This is a genomic window from Paenibacillus hubeiensis (genome assembly GCF_032334105.1).
GTDB lineage: Bacteria > Bacillota > Bacilli > Paenibacillales > Paenibacillaceae > Paenibacillus > Paenibacillus hubeiensis.
The window spans coordinates 157,255-175,134 of record NZ_JAVYAE020000003.1 but is presented as its reverse complement, the minus strand read 5'-3'; the positions used below and the strand labels follow the sequence as shown (position 1 = coordinate 175,134).

Annotated in this window: 12 protein-coding genes; 3 read left to right on the top strand and 9 right to left on the bottom strand. The window is 48.6% G+C overall.

Translation table 11 applies throughout. From position 1 onward, the window contains the following. Window positions 1-76: 76 nt before the first annotated feature. The 9 genes from RSX24_RS10885 to RSX24_RS10845 all read right to left on the bottom strand — a co-directional run bounded on the left by RSX24_RS10885 (window position 77) and on the right by RSX24_RS10845 (window position 14,808). Window positions 77-1,546, bottom strand: a complete 1,470-nt coding sequence (locus tag RSX24_RS10885) for an oligosaccharide flippase family protein (RefSeq protein ID WP_343260581.1) — start codon at window positions 1,544-1,546, stop codon at window positions 77-79. 80 nt (window positions 1,547-1,626) lie between these two features. Continuing rightward, window positions 1,627-2,748 carry an amidase domain-containing protein gene (locus RSX24_RS10880; RefSeq protein WP_343260580.1) on the bottom strand — a complete coding sequence of 374 codons (1,122 nt, stop codon included), beginning with the start codon at window positions 2,746-2,748 and terminating at the stop codon, window positions 1,627-1,629. Window positions 2,749-2,771: 23 nt separating this feature from the next. Further along, window positions 2,772-3,236: a class F sortase gene (locus tag RSX24_RS10875; protein WP_236414093.1), complete on the bottom strand. Its 465-nt coding sequence runs from the start codon at window positions 3,234-3,236 to the stop codon at window positions 2,772-2,774. A 694-nt stretch (window positions 3,237-3,930) separates the two neighbouring features. Further along, window positions 3,931-7,476, bottom strand: a complete 3,546-nt coding sequence (locus RSX24_RS10870; RefSeq protein ID WP_343260579.1) for a hypothetical protein — start codon at window positions 7,474-7,476, stop codon at window positions 3,931-3,933. Window positions 7,477-7,528: 52 nt separating this feature from the next. Beyond that, window positions 7,529-8,389: a hypothetical protein gene (locus tag RSX24_RS10865; RefSeq protein WP_343260578.1), complete on the bottom strand. Its 861-nt coding sequence runs from the start codon at window positions 8,387-8,389 to the stop codon at window positions 7,529-7,531. Continuing rightward, window positions 8,364-9,737 (bottom strand): hypothetical protein, encoded by a 1,374-nt coding sequence (locus tag RSX24_RS10860; protein WP_343260577.1) that lies wholly within the window; start codon window positions 9,735-9,737, stop codon window positions 8,364-8,366. Before RSX24_RS10860 ends, RSX24_RS10865 begins: the two co-directional genes overlap by 26 nt. Window positions 9,738-9,770: 33 nt before the next feature. Next, window positions 9,771-12,539, bottom strand: a complete 2,769-nt coding sequence (locus tag RSX24_RS10855) for a DUF6603 domain-containing protein (protein ID WP_343260576.1) — start codon at window positions 12,537-12,539, stop codon at window positions 9,771-9,773. A 20-nt stretch (window positions 12,540-12,559) separates the two neighbouring features. Then, window positions 12,560-13,087, bottom strand: a complete 528-nt coding sequence (locus tag RSX24_RS10850; RefSeq protein WP_236414102.1) for a hypothetical protein — start codon at window positions 13,085-13,087, stop codon at window positions 12,560-12,562. Between the two features lie 242 nt (window positions 13,088-13,329). Beyond that, window positions 13,330-14,808, bottom strand: a complete 1,479-nt coding sequence (locus RSX24_RS10845) for an Lsa family ABC-F type ribosomal protection protein (protein WP_339278225.1) — start codon at window positions 14,806-14,808, stop codon at window positions 13,330-13,332. 596 nt (window positions 14,809-15,404) lie between these two features. Between RSX24_RS10845 and RSX24_RS10840 the strand changes: the two genes are divergently transcribed. The 3 genes from RSX24_RS10840 to RSX24_RS10830 all read left to right on the top strand — a co-directional run bounded on the left by RSX24_RS10840 (window position 15,405) and on the right by RSX24_RS10830 (window position 17,857). Next, a complete protein-coding gene (locus tag RSX24_RS10840; RefSeq protein ID WP_343260575.1) occupies window positions 15,405-16,172 on the top strand; it encodes an alpha/beta hydrolase in 768 nt (255 codons plus the stop codon). Window positions 16,173-16,267: 95 nt separating this feature from the next. Then, window positions 16,268-16,903 carry an endo-1,4-beta-xylanase XynA gene (xynA, locus tag RSX24_RS10835; protein ID WP_236414105.1) on the top strand — a complete coding sequence of 212 codons (636 nt, stop codon included), beginning with the start codon at window positions 16,268-16,270 and terminating at the stop codon, window positions 16,901-16,903. A gap of 114 nt (window positions 16,904-17,017) precedes the next feature. Beyond that, window positions 17,018-17,857, top strand: a complete 840-nt coding sequence (locus tag RSX24_RS10830; RefSeq protein WP_343260574.1) for a formylglycine-generating enzyme family protein — start codon at window positions 17,018-17,020, stop codon at window positions 17,855-17,857. The last annotated feature ends 23 nt before the right edge of the window (window positions 17,858-17,880 follow it).

The window sequence follows — 17,880 nt, the reverse complement described above, 5'->3', positions numbered from 1 at the left end:
TCATTTATTTGGGTTAACGCCCAAGCAGGAGCCAACTTTATGCGTCGGCTCCTTTTCATTTGGTTCATCCTATGGTTCATCCTAACGGTTTAACCATTTGCAGCAAAACGAGGAGGCAGACACCATACAATACCATTGCTGTTACTTCCCCGGGAGTACCCGGGAAAAAGGTATGTGCGGCCATCCGGGACGAATAGCCCAGCGGTATGCCGATGAATAATATGACGAAGCCCCATACAGCCATTTTGCTCCAGAATGTGCATTTCAGCAGCCTTCTGAGCGCAAAGACATTGGCTGAGAGGACGATCAGCTCCATAAGCAGAATGCCAACCACGGCTCCGTTCAAATGCAGGTAGGGAATAAGTATGTAGTGGCAGCATACGGCAAAAGCGATGCTGACTGCTGTGCTGATGAACGTGATTTTTCTTCGGTCCTGAGCCCATAGAATGCTGGTCGTGATTTCTCTTAGGCCGACAATTAACGGGATTGGGGACAGCCATTGGATCAACTGGGCGGCATCTGTAGAATTAAACAATAACAATGAAAGCTCTCTTGAATATATCCAAAAAAAGAGGCTGGATACCAAGCCCCAATTCCATGCATATCGGATGGCTTTGAAACTGTATGCCTGAAAGAGGTTTTCCTGTTGTTTTTCCCAGCTTGCCGAAAGTTTCATGGTCATAGTATGGGAGATCGCCGCTGTAACAATAGTCGGCATATAAGCGACAAGAAGGGCCATACCTGTCAGCAAACCAAAAAGGGCGGTAGCTTGGTTGACGGAATACCCGGCGCTCTGAAGCCTTGCAGGTATAATAATGGCATCGATCATGTCTGAAAACGGTATGAGCAGACGAGTCAGACAAATCGCGAAAGAACTCTGAAGGAACCATTTTTTATCCGTCCCCGACGGGGAGAACGGAGAGCCGATTTCAGCAGTATTCCTTGCAGTAAAGGCAAGCAGAATGACAAAAGCGGCAATTCCCCCCAATGTCGTCCCCATCATACTCATCCCGCCGGCATAGTGCGCACCTTTAGGTAACAGGAGAAAGCATAATGTTAACATCATTGCTATTCTGACCAACTGCTCAGCTACCTCGGAAAAGGCTACCGCTTGATAATGTTCCATACCCTGGAGATATCCCCGCAGCAGGGCAAGGGGCGGAACAACAACAAAAGCTGGCGCCAATGCGCGAATAAAAAAGTAGCTGTCTGCGCTTCCCATAACATGCGAAAGCTCTGCTGTAAACGCAAGGGTCAGCAAGAAGGCGAGGGCTCCGCCGATCATAAGCAGAACCGCCAGCCGCTTAAACCATGTCCATCCTTGATGTTTCGTTCTGGCAGTGTATAACGCTAGCGATGTAGGGAAGCCGCCTGTGATCAGCATAAGCACAAATCCGAAATAAGCATAAGCAATCTGAAAGAGGCCGATCCCTTCAGCACCGATCATCCTTGTTAACGCTACTCTGCCTGTAAACCCTATGGCTTTGGTCAACGCGATGGCGCCAAGCCGCATTCCCGTTTGCATCATGAGCGACGACTTGTCCATTGCTCTGGTCCTCCTGTTCTAACTTGTCCGTTCAAATATATGAACTTTATGAACAAGTAAGAACATAGGGAATGCGTCACCTAGTCCCGAATATGAATGAACAGATACTGGGTTTCGTCATCCCATCCCAGATCAAAGGGAGCCTTGTATCGGTCGGCCGTATGCGAGTTAACGAGCGGATAGCCGTGATCGTCAAAGCCGGTGACGATCGAGAAATGATCCACATCGTTGTGCATAACGTGGGCAATCAAATCACCTGAAACCAGCTCACCGATGGCTCCGTATGGACGCTTGTCTGTTCGCTGTGTAAGATCACCGAAATGCCCTCTGGCGATAACCGTTCCATACCCGCTGTTTAGAAGAAAATGCTTGAATGAATCGGTTTGCACCCAGGTACGGGTACCTCCATTCGGATAATGATATCTCCATGGTCCCCTCATCTTTAAGCCGCCTCCTTCTTCGGGATCACCCAAAGCCTGGGATGCAAAGTTGGTGCAGTCTCCACCCAAATGATTATAATTTTTATATTTCCGGTTATATTTTCCTTCGTTTCCGGCTCCCCATGCCAAGCCGGCATACTTATTCGCATAGTCGACTGCACGTTGGCGATTATACTGTTTGCCTGAAGGGATGCTCCGGTCGGATGGAGAGGGTGGTAACACGCCTGCAGGAATTTTCTTGGGGTTTTCCTCCAATGGATCAAGAAACCATTCCTTGGCCACAACCCAGCGGTTGTCTTTTTTGGTCAGTGTCATTACATGCCAAGTCCCCAGACCAAACCAATTCATCTTGGAAGGAGTATCATGATACGTATATGCGATTTGTTGTGAATGTCCCAAAGTTAATTTGACCTGGTTGCCCGTAAATTTCATCCTGCCAATCCGAACCTTCGATTGCGCATCGACGACGGCCATGCTGCGGTGGTCGGCCCAAGCATGCAAATAGGTGGCTCTGATTTTCTGAATGTTGAGGGCGTGCCGTCCAGAACTGGAATCGAGGTCGTAATCCTTCTCCAGATTGACGCTTGTTCCGGCCAGATGCTTGGAACGCGTGTGAAAAAGATCGTTCAGGAACACTTCTACTTCTTTTGTCTCCATGTCGGATGCATCTTGGGCATTTGCGGACGACGGGTAGTCTGCAAATGAAAAAGATGTTGAGATCAACAACATGGCAATCCAACCAATGATGTGACGTAACTGCATTTGCCTGCTCCCTTTTCCATAAATTATTGGATCAGCCGCGTATAAACAATCAAGCGCTGTTCATGCTCTTTTTTGGCACGGTTGTATATCCCGGTACAAGTAATCAGGTTTAAACGAAAGTCGGACGTTTCACCAAAAATCCGATCCAAGGGAGCTTCATCCGTAAAATAGGATTCAACGGATTCCACTTGATATACCAGAGAACGATTGCTTTCATCAAACAAAAGCACAAAAGCGCCGGGTTTCAGTTTTTTGAGCGGATAGAAGACGCCTGGACCTTTATAATCATCCACATGTCCGGAAATTAACGCATTGCCTGCTTCTCCTGGCAGCACGCCTCCCGCAAAATATCCGGCAATCTCGCTTGATTTGGGAACACCGAGCCGGCCGTCTTTTTGAACGTCGACAGGAACGACTGGTGCACTAAGGTTAACCGAGGGGATACACAATCGTACAGGTTTAAGTGCAGACCATGATGTAGAATCCATGTTTTCTTGCTCATGATGGGATCAGGCTTTGCCTGAAATGCTTCATGGTGAGCCTGAAATTGGCCCTGGCTTGTTGACCATAACCCAATGCTAGGGCTAAGACAAATCACGAGAAACAGAAACCATAAAAGATATCGTTTTGTCATTGTTCCCATCCTCAATGTTTGAAAGGACAAAGGCAAAATGGATTCCCTTGGTCCTTTCGTCGGCTGTTTCTCGCTACTCCGCCGTAACCGGATTTCGGAAGTGCATGTGGCTTAACGCTTTTTGCACGCAGTTTGTGTTCCTCTTTAACGCTTTTCGAATGCAGCTTATGCTGTCCGCCAGCCGATTTCTGATGCAGCTTGTGTGCTTTTTCGTGCGCTTTTGTTTTCATTTTGTGCTCTGTCTTGTGCAGTGGCAGCAAACAACATACAAGCAGCAATCGCTGTGATGCTTGATTTTTTTATGAATTTTTCCTCCTCGGAATTAGCGGAATTGGGTTGCGTGTTTACTGTTGCCTGTTGTGACGGGATTTATTTGATATTTTTTTGCATAACTTCTTAAAAAATTCCAAAGGAGAAGTAGCGCTCATTTCAATAAATCGCTTTACAAATCGAAACGGTAAAAGCAGCAAACGGTTAGTGTTACCAAGAACCCCCTCCTCCGATAGATGGTTATCGGAGGAGGGAGTTCTTGATACCAAACGGTTTCTTTATTGAGATTCTGAGTCAGGCGATTCTCCCAATTTTAATTTCAGCCAGCCTTCTACTGCACGAAATGGAGGTGGAACCAGAAAGGCATTTCCATTGGATGGATGGAGATTCGAAGTTTCGACCCATGCCCCATCCTCTCCGGGCGTGATAAATTCCCATTCCCGGTTAGGCAGCTGCGTGAGCGGTAGAACATAGCTTTCTCCTCCTGCCAGCAGTGGGCCTAAATAAAAGGTCAGATAGAGCCTGTTTAATGCAGCTTCAATTCGATCCGGCGGGAGGCGGTGTTCAGCGACAGGCAGCATGCCGCTTATGAGATGTATCGTTGCATAAGGGTCCATAATCAGGGACAAGGCCGTCCCGTCCGTACGGTCGCCAGCGGGAACATCGACCCGATGATTATGCCTGAAATAATCGGAGGTGTACCCTGTATCGGCAAAAGCGCTGTTGAACTGCTTATAACCAGTCTGGTCGTCAAGAACAAAAAAGCCGATCATACCATCCCCCGTATGATGGGTTTCGCCAATCCATAACGGCATCTTAAACTGGCTAATGGAGATATCCGGAGGGGAATCCGGGCCCTTGAAGGTTTCAAAAAATTTATAAGCCGCAGGCGGCCCGGCCTGCACCAGCTTGACATGTGCTTTCACCAATGCCAGCGGTTTTCCGGCATATTGGCTTAAACCGGTTGAGCCTGTGGACTCGGGCTGATGAATCTCCCACATGGCCGAGTCGACCAGGTCAAGAAACGGGGTGAGCACATCCTCCTTATGTTCACGGCTTCGGCGCAGAAACTCATTTAAGAAAGCCTTCAAATCCGGATTTATTCCATCAGGTAGTTCTGCAGATCCTCCTCCCGACGGCTCTCTCTCCGGTGTGCCCGGCGCATTTCTCCAATGGACCCGATCTCCGTCGTAGGCTGTCACGATCAGGCTTCCAAGCATATAGCCGTCCTCATCGTAAATCAACAAGCTTTGATCCATATAATTCGGAATCATCCAGCCGCAAATGGGGGAATCCGGAAGATTAAAGTCGCAGTTTTCCCCGGTGCGACCCTGAATCCAGTTAAAATCCAGCCGGGTGGGCTGCATAAAGCGCGGAGGAAGCATCATGTACTGTCCAATCGGGAAAGGCAGCATTCTCATATCTTCAGCGATGGCATATTGGCTGCATTGAACCTCCTGGAATTGACCGAAGGTATCGATCAATCTGAGTTTATCCAGTTTACACCAACCTCCCCTTAAAGGAGAAAAGAACGTATTGAACAGCGGCTTTTCTACGGCAAACTCTCCTAATGCCTCCCTGACCCGCGCTGCCAGTTCCGCACTTCCAATATTAAACACCATGACAGGGAAACGCAGCGCAAGCTGACTCATTAAAAATCGTTCATTAAAGCCTTCCAGGATCTGAGAGAGATAGTCCAGCTGGGTCAGGTCCCCAAATTTCTTCGTTTCCTCTGCGCCCAATTGCTTGAGCGTCATCGCATAAAGCTGCTCCGCGATATGGGGGGTCAAAAAAATGCTGCCCTCGATCACCACAGACTCATGGGTATCCGGTTCCGAATTGTGATATACATAGTCCGTGCCTTGAAAATTCCAGTGATCCAGCTGCGGATGACTGCTGACAAGTTTTTTGTCCGGATAGTAGAGGGCCCGCCAGCTAAGGAGCACAGGATTCCAAGGTTCACTCCATACATTTAAAAACAGCGAGTCGGGCAGCTGCTGCCCTTTATCCAATATGCCTTTTTTCGTAATGTCCTCCAGTGCCTGATTAAAGACTTTTAGCAAATCGTCATATTCATTTTCCGACAACGGCAAGAGATCCAGCTGCTGCGCAATGACGTTAACCAAGAGATCCGCGCAGTTCGATGTAAACAGTACCGCCTCAAGCAGCAGTTCAGGATAATTTCCTTTAACCTGCTTCTGGGCAAGCAGCTGATCGGTGTGACAGGATACCGAATAGGCGTTTTCTCTGAATTTAAAGTCAATCGTAAAGGAGCGGATCGTCTCTCCAAGCAGTCTGCATTTTAAAAGCTCTCCCGGGGATCCGTTTGAATCAAAGAGATTTCCCCGGCTTGCGCCCGAGAGAAGAAGAACCGGCGAATTCGGCTCGTAGAACCGGTGGTCCGCCGTTTGCTCCAGATCATAGAAGCTGTGAATAGAACCGAGCAGTTGTTGTTCAAGGATCTTGAGGTGTTCGGCGAGCTGCTCCAAGCCGGACTCCGTAAGGTCCAGCGCCTGGATTTCCTTTGCCAGAGCCTCCTCATATTCCCTCATATTTATTCTTGCCTGGTCATTTCCTAACGGTTCGACGGTGTAGCCTGTAATGATATATTTGCACCAAAGATCATAGATTAACGATCGTTTGGCATCGGCTTCAAATCGCTGCTTATAAAGTTCTTCAAGCCCCTGCTGCAAGCTCCTGAACAAACGCTCCTCGTCCGGGGTGAGTTCCGGCAGCTCCTGATGATCACTGTCGCTGTTGCTGATTTTGCTCTGAAGTGAATAACTGTTCTGTTCCGCAACGATTTGAAACCGTTTTTTATGGTCCGTATAGTCTGCCTGATAAATCCCGTCCAGGTTCATCAGTTTATGACTTTGATCATTTAGTAACACCCGCATTAAGCGCTCGTTCGACATATGATTTGCCGCATTTAAAGCGGCAACCGCTTCAACGGATGAATTGCCAACGGCCAGTTTGGGCATCGGAAGATTGCTGATGAAGTGGCCGTTGTAATCCTGTTCGTCATCCCCCCAATGAAGGCCGGTTACAACTCCGTGCAGCACCGGATAGGCGGGGTAGGCCAAGCCTTCCGGAGGCTTCCATCCGAACCGGTACCTGCAAATTTCCTCCGATTCGATCAAAGCCGGCTGATTTTGATAATAACCCCGTATCACGTAGCTGACTCTGACATCTTTAAGACGATTCCCGAATTTGTCGCCCGCCAATAAATCATCATAAAAGCCGAATACATTGACATGATACGGATACATGACAGAGAAAGCGGGATTACCGGGCCCAAGCGCGTGAAGATGTTGAAGTCTCTCCAAAGGCTCATTCACGTTCGTGTCGATCGGGAAGGACCGGCCCAAGATCCGGTATGGGAAATCGGGATCATCAAGCTTGGGAAACGTCAAGCTGTCTTCATTCCAGAAAACCGGGCCTTTTTCTTTTTCCATCGCATCGCTTTCCACAATCCAGTGTTTGCAGGATACCCGATCGGGTTGCTTTTTCGATGACCACAGCCGGGAGACGATCCACCGGTTAGGCGCCCTTGGATATTCGGGCTCAAGCTCTTCGTGGGTTTGATATCCCTGTCTGAGGCCCTCAGGCAAAATCCAGCTCAGATGGATTCCCGGTTTTTCCTGATTCTTTTCACTCATTATCGGAGCGGGAACCTGATCGCCCAGCGGATCTCTGCCGATTTTGGAGAAATTATCGGTGATATCGGCAAAAACGGTGGGCGACGGAGTTGTTCCGACCATCATCGCCTGGACCTGGATTGGAACGCACAATGTTTTATTTTTAGGTAAACGTGGGATTTCCATTCCCTGACACCTCGCCCTCATTCCATGTTCAACACCGCGAAAGTTATTCGTTTTATTCGTCGGTTCTTATAACTCTTCCGATATATGGAGTTTTGATCATCTGAAGTGCAAACTCGGCGGATGTGATCTCCTTTTGAAAATAAGCCTCCATATGCTTTGCTGTTTGATATACATCAATGGTTCGCAAATTCTCGTTCTGCACGGCGACTTCAATCGAATCCGATTCAGGGAGCAGCTCGCCGCTGTCCAAATTTCTCATCCGTTTCATGTACCTGCCGCTGATCTGATTAAACCCGAAAAAAAATCCTTCCGGCGGTTGAGCCATTTCAAGCGTATACGGGACCCCCTCAAACAAACCGATTAACACATCATCGGACAAAGTTTCAATCCGGAGTGCCCGCAGGGGGGTGCCCTGAGAGGAAAGTGCTCTAAACTCCAGTCCTCGCCAGCCGCGGACCAAAGGCGAACGAAGGAGAAATCCCCCGATGGCTTGTACCTCATCGTCCAATTCCTTTGCCGTAACGGACTTGTTTTGAAGCAGGGGGCGGACAGCCTTCATTCGTTTGCCGATTTGGGATATGACCGCATCGATTAATTCCTGATCATGGGTCAGATCCAGGGAAGCGTTTCTTCCCAGGCTGCAAGCTCCGTCAATCAACGCTTGAAGCCAGTTGGGATTCACATAAAACAGACGGATAGAGTCTGACGGCAGCATCGATTCCGTAGGGATCAGGTAATGAAAAGGCAGGTTCACCAGCAGACCTAATTGACTCAGCCAGCCGATCAATTCGTCGTCCTGATGTTCTAGGCTTACAGGCTGATTTTTCGTGAGCGCAGCAAGCTCGCCAAACACACGGCGAATATGCGTGCGGACGACCTGAGGCGAATTATCCCAATCCATCCGGGCTTGCATCCGAAATCACCTCATTCAGCAAAGTTTTGTATCGATCGTTCAACTGTTCCAGCAGGATTTGTTTTCCGCTGGATCCGGGTTGAGGGTCAGTTCCTTCTGGTGACCGGGCTGTTTTGACAAAAGAATATCCGATGGAGCTCTCATCGTTCCAATCATGAACCCGTTTTTCATTGGACGGTGAAGAAAGGTGAAGGCTTAAGAGCCCTTGATAGACCGAAGTCCTGGCCAGTGCTTCATTGCTCTGGCGCCACGAATACAGCTTTTGGGCAAAAGACTGATCCGCCAGCGCCATCGATTTGCCGATCTGCCATGCGCTGGAATAGCGAATATCCATCATTCCTGTATCGGGATCATAAGCCAGCAGCTGGTCGGCGAAGCGCGCGCACTTGACTGGGGTCCTCGGATCCTCATAAGGAATCAGCGGAGACTGGTACCAGGAAACAACCTGACTTCCGTCCCGTACAACATGATTCATCGGAAAGTACCCGAGCTTGCACAGCTTCTGAATTTGCTCGCTGCTTCCCTGGTAAGGGGTAGACAGCATGTCGGCATCCAGGGATGCGAATGCCGATCCGAAATCAAAGGCGGCTTTTGCCATGGAGAAGCTCCAGCTCGCCAGCACGATCATTCTGGCCATTTGGACATGTGCCAATGCGTCACGGCGGCTTTGCTGGCTGCTGAGACAGACCTCGTATCCTTCCAAAGATACGAGGCAGGCGGTGTGCCGAATGGCTCGGCTGTCGTCGCCGGGGGCCAGGCAGAACCGGTTTGAGACGACCGTTGCAAACCAGTCGTCATTGACGGAAGCGTCGGTCACCTTCCGATCCAGGCTTACGCCTTTTCCGTGAGCCAGCAGCGATAATGCTTCAGGGTAAGGTAATATTTCTGCTAGAAGATTCGCCGGAATATGTACATAGGTGCACGGATCTTCCGGCTTCTCATGGTCTTCCAGCGGGAGAGAAGGAACAAAAACGCCGGCTTCCGGCTGCAGCGCGTTTCCCACCGTGCTTTCGTGGAGCTGGATGCTTTCCGTCTCATCGAACACAAGGAGGGCGAGCCAGGGCATATGGGACTGGCCCTTCAGCAAAGCCCTTTCCCAGGGAAGGGTTCTGCGGTTCAGCACGATATGGGGAAGACATTCCGCATAGTTGCCCACAGCTTCCCTAGGGGGATAGACGGAGTAGATTTGATCCGGAGACAAGTAAAATCTTTCGGATGAAACCTTGAAGTCGGTCGTTTCACTAGAGAGCCGGCAGTTGATATTGGTAACCTGCTCAACCTGAACCCGGTAGGTTCCGGCCTTCAGCGGCGGTTCACTTCTTTGCGCGAAGCGGATGGATTCTCCCATGGACAGGCTCCTTTCTTTGTTTCTTGGTATGATCTAGCTTCCCTGGCTGCCTGTGGTACGAAGAACGGGAACCGCGAAAAGCACGGCCTGCGGATTATCGGCCAAAGCTCGCGTCTGTACCTGATTCCAAGTTCCAAAGGCTTCCGCTGTATCCATTAGAAGACGGTCTCGTCTGGGATTGCTGCCAATCGTGGTTTTTACGATATTCAATACGGTTTCAGGCTCGGCGGGATACACCTTTGCCGGTTCATATACGGGAGGGTGATAAACGGCAGTTCTGATGATCAGCTCTGATGAGCTTAGAACCGATTCTGCATAGCTGCCTTCCCGGGGAAGGATATGAATTAACGAAACCGGATTTTGAACGGTAATGGACATGCCTACGGGCATATCCCTCATCAAAGAAGCATCCGGTCCCGGCGCCTGGTTTCCCCATAAGGCGGACGGCATGTTTCTTACTTCGGGAACGGCTTGCAGAAACGGAACAGCTTGATCATCTTCCAGTCTTTTGATGGTGACGTGCTGTTCCATTCGAACATCGCTCAGACCCATGGGCACGATCCCGAATTTCGTTTTGTTCTGCAGCAGCCTTTGTCCGTTAAAGTACAAATCGGAGCAGGGCGTTTTCTGCTCGATCATAATTCCGGCTCTAAAACCGTCGACGATATAAACGACGCTGCCATCCGCTTTTTGATATTGGGTGAGAAGTCCGCTGGTAATGGAGATGCTGCCCAGTCTGGCTGCTCCGGCTGCCGCAGAAGCCGACGCTGCAAGCCTGGCTTTACCGTCTCCGAAGGATCCGGGAATAAAACTGTCCGCGAATTCATCCCAGCCGATGGTTCGGGTCTCATGCGGATTGTCATCCCCGAAACCGATGGTAAAGGAGATAATGGTCCAATTGATTCTAACTTTTCCTGAAAATTTGGGCCCCCAAAGCGACAAATCTGCTCCCATCTCTACCTTGAACGTTTTGCCGATGCCGAATATTTTGATGCGGTAGGATACGCCGACGGATACCCGAACTCTGGCTTGATAAAAGAACGGCTTCCATTTCAAAATAAAATCGGCTGCAGCATAGAACCAGGCTTTCAGATTTCCCGACTCAAACAGCAGCTGCAGGCTGACGCCGGCCATCATACAGGAAGGGGTTACGGCAAAATAGGCGTTCCCTTTAATTGAAATATTGCGATTGATGATCCAGGAAACACCGAGCGCCGGGATGAATGGATAATGGATGTTATGGAATGCCGGATGGTGGCATCCGCCCAGGGTGATGATGAAGTCTCCTTGATAGGTTCCGCTGAACCAAAACCCGATCGCAAAGCCTCCCTGGAGCTTACAAGCCGGGTCAAACAGGAAAGAACGGTCTGTCAAAGCTGCCATGACCAGCAGTTGGCCATTTCCCGGATCGAATACGGCTTTCAGCGCAAGTTCAGCCCGCATAATCGGGCTTACTCCGGTTAATTTTGGCGGCATCGATGCATTGGATAAACCGAGCAGGGAAATGACCAGTCGATTACCCATTTCGATATTGAGCAGCGCAAAGCTTTCCAACACGCCATACGTCGTAAATCGAACCCCTGCCGATATGAAATATTGGCCCGAGGCGGGAACGATCGACTTGCTCAAAGCGCTTAAGGCCACCATCGGCGGTGTGTCCGGCCGAAGTCCCGTGTTGTCTCCCATAGCCGCTTCCACCAAAGGGAAGGACCGGACCTGGGTCAAGTCGGGCAGCTTTAAGGACCGATTCACCCCGAGCCCAAATGCCAGGCCGTTAACAAAGAAGAAGGGCGGTCCGCCGAGCGGCAAGCCAAGCATCAGGTAAGCAAAAAAGGTCATTTCTCCGCTGCCGGGCATCTCGCCGTAGGAGCCAAGGGCCTGCAGGCTGTATTGGCCGATTTTTAAGCCTAAAACCCCATTGTAAAGCGTCTTTTCTTCGGGTGATTTATATAATCCGCCCGTCAGGCTGAACCCGGGCTTCTCCAGCGTGACCATCAAACCGCTCAGTCCAAAATCGAAGTCGCTCAGGTCTTTTAAAGAAGTCGACACGTTAAGTTCAAAAAAGTCCAGCCGGATGAACGAGATCGTAAAGCTTGCGTCGAGATATAACGTAAGCTCGGATTCGATCAGACTGACTCCGATTTTGGAGAAGTACAGGACGCCGAAGCCTTTATGGATGTCAAGCCAATGGATGGTGTTTGTCGGAAGCTCCGAAGCATTCCCCGGTAGCTGAGGAAGTGCAAGCTTGTTTTTCAAGGATTGGATATAATCTATATCGAGGTTAACGGCCAGCTGTTTAATGACTAGCCGGGCAAGAAAAGTAAATTTAAATTCCACATTTTCCGTGTAACTCAAATTCAACCCTTTAAAGATAAAGCCGTCTCCGGGATTACAGAACCGGCCGATGATCGGGATGCTGGTGAGCTCCAGTTTCCGGTCAAAGTCCAAAGCCAGCTTATAACTATCTGCCGGTTTATTCGGACTTTTCCATGCTTCCAGCAACAAATGGCCAAAATGACGTATGCCACCATCGAAGACGATTTTGTTTTCGTCGGATAAATAATCGATTCCGATGGATTCGATAACCAATTCGAAGTTCAAAAACTCCGGAAGCAGGATGCCAAAATTATCGGCCACCTCACTCATTTCAAAAGAGATGTCCGGGTTGACCCATTTCCCTGCAACGACAAGGCCTTCTTTTTTCTTGAGAAAAACAATTTGAAAGAGGGCTTCCCCGATGTAAAACTCGCTGTGAAGCACGGCGGTCAGTGATTTGACGGATTCAGCATCGTAAGCTTTCATTTTATTGACGGCTCCTTAGTCTAAGTTAAGAGCTGGTTAATATCTTCAAGCTGCATGCGCTCTATAATTTTTTGGCGGTTGGTGTTATAAACGGCAATGCCGAGAGATTTGATATTAAAGAGCTTCAAGCTTTCATCGGGATGAACCGGATTTAAGATGACAAAGTTAAATGCATACTCGCAAGGCTTGGAATTGGCCTGGATGCTGGACGAATCGACGTAAACGAAGAGCTGGCGGATTTGCACTTGAATATCCGCGAGGTTTTTCAGGCCCAGCGATTCCAACGTAGACTTCATGCTCTCTTCGTTGACCTTCTGACCGCCGCCGAACGACTGGATAATGTTATTGATTTCGGTGACCAGCTCCGTCAGCGTCATGCTCTGGGCTTCAGGATCGGTAGGCATGACGAGGATTTTCGTTTTCTTTTCGTCCTTGGTCACCTCATACTGATAGACGCCTTTGAGACTACAGTTCAGAATCGTCAAATCCACGAAAGCCAGAACATTGTTGCCTCCTGCGGCTTCGATGTTGAATACCTCTTGACTCATTTCATTCATCCTCTCCACGTAAATGGTTAAAGTTTGTATAAGCTGATGTATAAGAAAGCTGCGATGCTGAATCGCCAAGAGTTACCGGACATTGAAGTCAAAAAATTCGGTTTGAAAAATGTCCGATTATACAATATGTGATGAGCTGGAAAATCAGTACGTGTGTTATGACTTGGAATTTCAAAAGCAAAAAAAGCCGCTAAATTAGCGACTTTTTCCTGTATGTCAAGTGTCTTGCGCGCTCACAGCTCAACGATATCCGTGGCGATATTTTCGCAAAATTCGCTGTCATGCTCCACAAAAAGAAGGGTAGGGGCGTGCTCGAGCAGCAATTCTTCGATTTGCATTCGGGAAATGACATCCACAAAATTGAGCGGTTCATCCCAAACGTACAAATGAGCCTGCTCACTGAGGCTTTTGGCGATCAGCACTTTCTTTTTTTGGCCTGCGCTAAACGTCGAAATGTCCTTCTCCAATTGCAGCCTTGAAAAATCAAGCTTTCTTAATATGGATTTGAACAGACTTTCATCAATGTGCCGGGCGGCGGCAAATTCGGATAAGCTTCCTTCAAGGCCTGACGTGTCCTGGGATACGTACGAAATTTTAACTTGGGGATCTTTTCGGAGATGGCCTGTATACGTGATCCGTTCATCACAGATCAGTTTCAGGATGCTTGATTTTCCAGATCCGTTTTTGCCGAAAAGAGCGATGCGATCCCCCTGTTTGACCGTGAAATTCACATCTTTACAAACCGTCTTGGAGCCATACGATATCGATACATGTTCCAACTGCACAAGTTCATCTTTGTGAAAATCCAATGGATGGATCTGCAGACGTTCCGCACTCTCGATATTTTTGAGGAGTTTGGATTTTTCGCGGATGGCTGCTTGCTGTCTTTGCTCCAAGTTTTTGGAGCGTTTCATCATTTTGGCAGCCTTATGTCCGATATATCCTTTGTCCACCTTGGAACCTGAATTTCGGGTGCCGTTTTTCGTCCGTTCGACTTCATGCGACCAGCCTCCCGTGCGTTTGGCGGAATCGGATAAACGTTTAATGTCTTTTCTTAATTTATCGTTGCTTGCGAGCTCGAATTGATCTTGTCTTTGTTTGTTTTCCCACCAAGCGGAAAAATTCCCTTTCTGAATCTCGATATTGGTTTTGTTGATGGAAAGGATATGGTCTACGCAATGATCCAGGAAGGAGCGATCGTGGGATACCAAAATAAAACCGCTTTTGCTGCTGATGTAATTGCTGACGAGTTTTCTGGCATGAATGTCCAAATGATTGGTAGGCTCGTCAATGAGCAAAAACCGATTTTCCTTCATAAACAAGGCAGCCAGCAATATTTTCGTTTGCTCCCCGTTCGACAGTGAACTGAAAGGCCGATACAATACATCTTCCGAAACCTTTAGCAGGTTCAGTTCTCGTACAAGTTTCCAATGCAGGTACTCTGGATAAACGTCCTCGACGACCTCGATCGTCATCGCATCTTTATTTTCGACGTGGAAAGGAAAATATTCGAAACTAACGTTCGCAGATATCGTACCACTATATTCGTATTTGCCGAGCAGCAGGTTAAGAAACGTCGTTTTTCCTCTGCCGTTCCTTCCCGTAAAGCCCAATTTCCAATCCGTATCCAATTGAAAGCTTACATTCTCGAATATGTTATCGTAACTGCCTTCATAGGCAAAAGTCAGGTTAGAGACGTTTATTAATGACACAAGGGATCATCCTTTTCATTTAATTTAGATGGCTAAATGATAGAGGAAATGACCATGACATGGATCCCTTTTTTGATAATCTGAATAAGCTTTCTAATCAGAGTTCCGATTTAACCGTATGGTGGACCATGTCAATGTTCATCCTCAGCGACAGGCCCACATAAACATCTACAACCTCTAATTCGGTCATCCTCTGGTCCCCCCTTTAAAAGTTCTGTATTTCAATAGAGAAAACTTAACATGGTTTATAATCATGGGTCAAGTTGCAGGGACTCGGCATCATCATACCGGTTTTGCAACGATACAGCCAAGTCCTATACTTTATCCGGTTGCTGTTAAAATATGTAAGCGCTACACTCGGAGAGAAGGAGCGAATCGAAACCAAGGCCATTCGAGTTTCATGCTCCTTTAGTCTGCTTTTCTTGGAATGTAAATTCACGCAGAAAGGAAGGTGGTGTCGTAACATGCTTGGCGATGCAGGGGAGTAACTGGAAACCGGGGATCTGCTGCAAGCGAAATTCAGAGGGAGAAGGAATAATGTTGTCATTGTAAAGCTGTTCGATCGAAGAACGCAAACCTTGAAGGGAGCACTGTACATGATAACTTCGGCACCTGAAGGATTTGACCAATACCGCGATAACATACCGCGCGGCGTGGTCGAGACGGTGGAGTATGACTCCGCAACGGTCGGCAATGTACGTAAAGCATTGGTGTACAAGCCGCCAGGATTTTCTTCGGCACTTACGTACCCTGTCCTTTATCTTCTGCACGGGATTGGCGGGGACGAAACGGAGTGGCACAACCATGGCGCTCCACAGACCATTCTCGACAATCTCTACAACGACAGTCTGCTTGAACCGATGATTGTGGTATTTCCCAACGGCCGCGCCATGCCTAATGATCGCGCGGAGGGAGACCTTTTTGATCCCGAGAAAATAAGAGCTTTCGAACGGTTTGAATCCGATCTGCTTCATGACCTTATCCCTTATATCGAGTCCAGTTATCCTACAAGCACAGCCAGGGAAAACAGGGCAATCGCCGGCTTGTCCATGGGGGGAGGACAGTCCTTGAACATCGGACTCAGCCATCTTGACCATTTTGCTTGGGTCGGCGCCTTTTCGGCAGCTCCGAATACCAAAGCCCCGGAGCTGCTCGTGCCAGATCCGGCCAAAGCGTCTTCGCTGCTCTCGTTGTTATGGCTTTCCTGCGGCGATCAGGACAATCTCATCCAGATCAGCATCGGCGTACATCAATACCTGGAGCAGCAAGAAGTACCTCACATTTGGTATGAAGAGAGCGGAGGGCATGACTGGCCGGTGTGGAAGAACGATCTGTATCTGTTTTCGAAACGCCTTTTCAAATGATTGCCCGCATTCAATCACTCGTTCAAAGAAGTCCGTAAAGGTTGCTGTGACGATGTTAAATCAGAATCCATCAAAATATCTGGAGGTATTCCGATATGTTTAAATTTGGGAAAAAATTGATGACCGTTGTTCTTGCAGCTTCCATGAGCTTTGGTGTCTTCGCCGCAACTTCCGGAGCCGCGACGGATTATTGGCAAAACTGGACAGATGGTGGAGGTACGGTCAATGCCGTGAACGGTTCAGGTGGAAACTACAGCGTAACCTGGCAGAATACGGGGAATTTCGTTGTGGGTAAAGGCTGGACGTACGGGACGCCTAATCGTGTAGTAAATTATAACGCTGGTGTATTCTCACCTTCGGGTAACGGATACCTGACTTTTTATGGCTGGACCCGAAATTCGCTGATCGAGTACTACGTGGTAGATAACTGGGGAACATACCGTCCGACAGGTACGTATAAAGGCACCGTAAACAGCGATGGCGGCACGTACGACATCTATACCACGATGAGATACAATGCTCCTTCGATTGACGGCTATCAAACGTTCCCGCAATACTGGAGTGTCAGACAGTCCAAACGTCCCATCGGAGTCAACTCCACGATCACGTTCAGCAATCACGTGAATGCATGGGCAAGCAAAGGCATGTACTTGGGCAGCAGCTGGTCTTATCAGGTTATGGCAACCGAAGGATATCAAAGTAGCGGAAGCTCAAACGTAACCGTCTGGTAATCGTTTTCCTTGTGAAGGCAGTCGGAAGCAGGCGTATCCTGAATTCCTGAACCTAGGCAGGACAGGTCCACGATCTGTCTTGCTCTCAGCTTCAGTTTCGAAGGAGGTCGTTGAATGGGAAAGTGGATGATATTGCTTTCAATTCTAGCTGTTGCTGCTTTGAGTGCTTGTTCAACCGCCGACTCCACGGTGAGTGATGATCTTATTCTGGTTGAGGGTGGTACGTTTAAGAGCAGTAAGTCCGCATATAGCGGCAAGGACGTTACCCTGTCTGATTTCTATATCGGGAAAACCGAAGTGACTCAGAAGCAATGGATGGAGGTCATGGACAATAACCCGTCCGGCTTCAAAGGAGAAGACCGGCCGGTTGAGAGGGTAAGCTGGTATGACGCGGTGGAATATTGCAACAAGCGCAGCATCAAAGAAGGTTTGAAACCTTATTATACAATTGATAAGAATACAACCGATCCAAATAATAAAAATGAATATGATAACCTGAAATGGACCGTTACCATCAACGAAGAATCAAACGGTTATCGCCTGCCTACAGCGGCGGAGTGGGAATATGCTGCAAGCGGAGGGCAGAAAAGCAAGAATTATACGTATAGCGGCAGCAACAATGCTGATGAAGTGGCCTGGTACTGGATGAATGCGGGGGACAAGCCGTTAACCGGAGAATGGAGCTGGCCGGTCATTGAGAACAACCGCACACAAACGAAACCTGTCGGTACACAGAAGGCCAATGAGTTGGGCATTCATGATATGTCCGGCAATGTAAGAGAATGGTGCTGGGAATGGCACAGCCACCCGGAAAGCCCGGAGAATACTTGGCGAGTAACCAAGGGCGGAGGCTGGGTCAGCGGGATGAACAATTTGGAGATCTCTTTTCCAGGCAAATTCGATGCTAATGGCTTAGGGCCCGATCAGGGTTTGAGGGTTGTACGAGGAAAATAAAGGGGGCCCCTTCAATAGAGAAG

Excerpts from the sequence above, each read along its gene's own strand:
- RSX24_RS10875 (WP_236414093.1), bottom strand. The coding sequence starts at position 3,236 with ATGGATTCTACATCATGGTCTGCACTTAAACCTGTACGATTGTGTATC.
- RSX24_RS10870 (WP_343260579.1), bottom strand. The coding sequence starts at position 7,476 with ATGGAAATCCCACGTTTACCTAAAAATAAAACATTGTGCGTTCCAATC.
- RSX24_RS10855 (WP_343260576.1), bottom strand. The coding sequence starts at position 12,539 with ATGAAAGCTTACGATGCTGAATCCGTCAAATCACTGACCGCCGTGCTT.
- RSX24_RS10840 (WP_343260575.1), top strand. The coding sequence starts at position 15,405 with ATGATAACTTCGGCACCTGAAGGATTTGACCAATACCGCGATAACATA.
- RSX24_RS10830 (WP_343260574.1), top strand. The coding sequence starts at position 17,018 with ATGGGAAAGTGGATGATATTGCTTTCAATTCTAGCTGTTGCTGCTTTG.
- RSX24_RS10885 (WP_343260581.1), bottom strand. The coding sequence starts at position 1,546 with ATGGACAAGTCGTCGCTCATGATGCAAACGGGAATGCGGCTTGGCGCC.
- RSX24_RS10850 (WP_236414102.1), bottom strand. The coding sequence starts at position 13,087 with ATGAGTCAAGAGGTATTCAACATCGAAGCCGCAGGAGGCAACAATGTT.
- RSX24_RS10865 (WP_343260578.1), bottom strand. The coding sequence starts at position 8,389 with ATGCAAGCCCGGATGGATTGGGATAATTCGCCTCAGGTCGTCCGCACG.
- RSX24_RS10860 (WP_343260577.1), bottom strand. The coding sequence starts at position 9,737 with ATGGGAGAATCCATCCGCTTCGCGCAAAGAAGTGAACCGCCGCTGAAG.
- xynA (WP_236414105.1), top strand. The coding sequence starts at position 16,268 with ATGTTTAAATTTGGGAAAAAATTGATGACCGTTGTTCTTGCAGCTTCC.
- RSX24_RS10880 (WP_343260580.1), bottom strand. The coding sequence starts at position 2,748 with ATGCAGTTACGTCACATCATTGGTTGGATTGCCATGTTGTTGATCTCA.